The organism is Bartonella sp. AA86SXKL, assembly GCF_042196885.1.
The window spans coordinates 1-607 of sequence record NZ_JBHIRE010000485.1; the positions used below are offsets into that span (position 1 = coordinate 1).

The 607-nt window shown below is 34.1% G+C and carries 1 protein-coding gene; it reads left to right on the forward strand.

What is annotated here, in order from left to right:
- Positions 1-550 (forward strand): Maf family protein (locus ACFIO5_RS12790; protein ID WP_375705607.1); only part of this gene is annotated, 550 nt, incomplete at its 5' end.
- Positions 551-607 lie beyond the last annotated feature (57 nt).

The following is a 607-nucleotide window of genomic DNA, read 5'->3' on the forward strand; positions in this document are numbered from 1 at the left end:
ACAATTGTTGAAAAAAGCAGGTTTAAATTTTTTTGTTGAAGGAGCTACTTTTGATGAAAGAGAGATAGAAAAAACAGCAAAAGAAAAAACATCTAAAGAACTTAGCTGTTTTCTTGCAAGTGCAAAAGCAAAAAATGTTTCTGAGCGTTTTCCTGAGGCCTTAGTTATTGGGTGTGATCAAATACTTGATTTAGAAGGTCAAGTCTTTCATAAAGTTAAAAGTATAGAAGAAGCACATCAACGTTTGTGCATTTTGTCAGGAAAGATTCATTCTCTTCATAGTGCAGTAGCTTTATTTCAGAATGGCCAAGAAATTTGGGTTGAAGCTTTTAGTGCTCATATGTCAGTACGTCCTCTGTCATCAGAATTCATTGAGCGTTATCTTGCTCGTGTAGAGACGGATATTTTAAACAGTGTGGGCGTGTATCAAATTGAAGGAGAAGGTATCCACCTTTTTGAAAAAATTGAAGGAGATTTTTTTACTATTATTGGGTTACCTTTATTACCTTTATTAATAAAGTTGCGTCACTTTGAGGTCATTGATGGTTAATTTAACAATAAAGCGCGAAAAAAAAAATTTTCCACGTGCGTTTGTTGTTGGTACTCC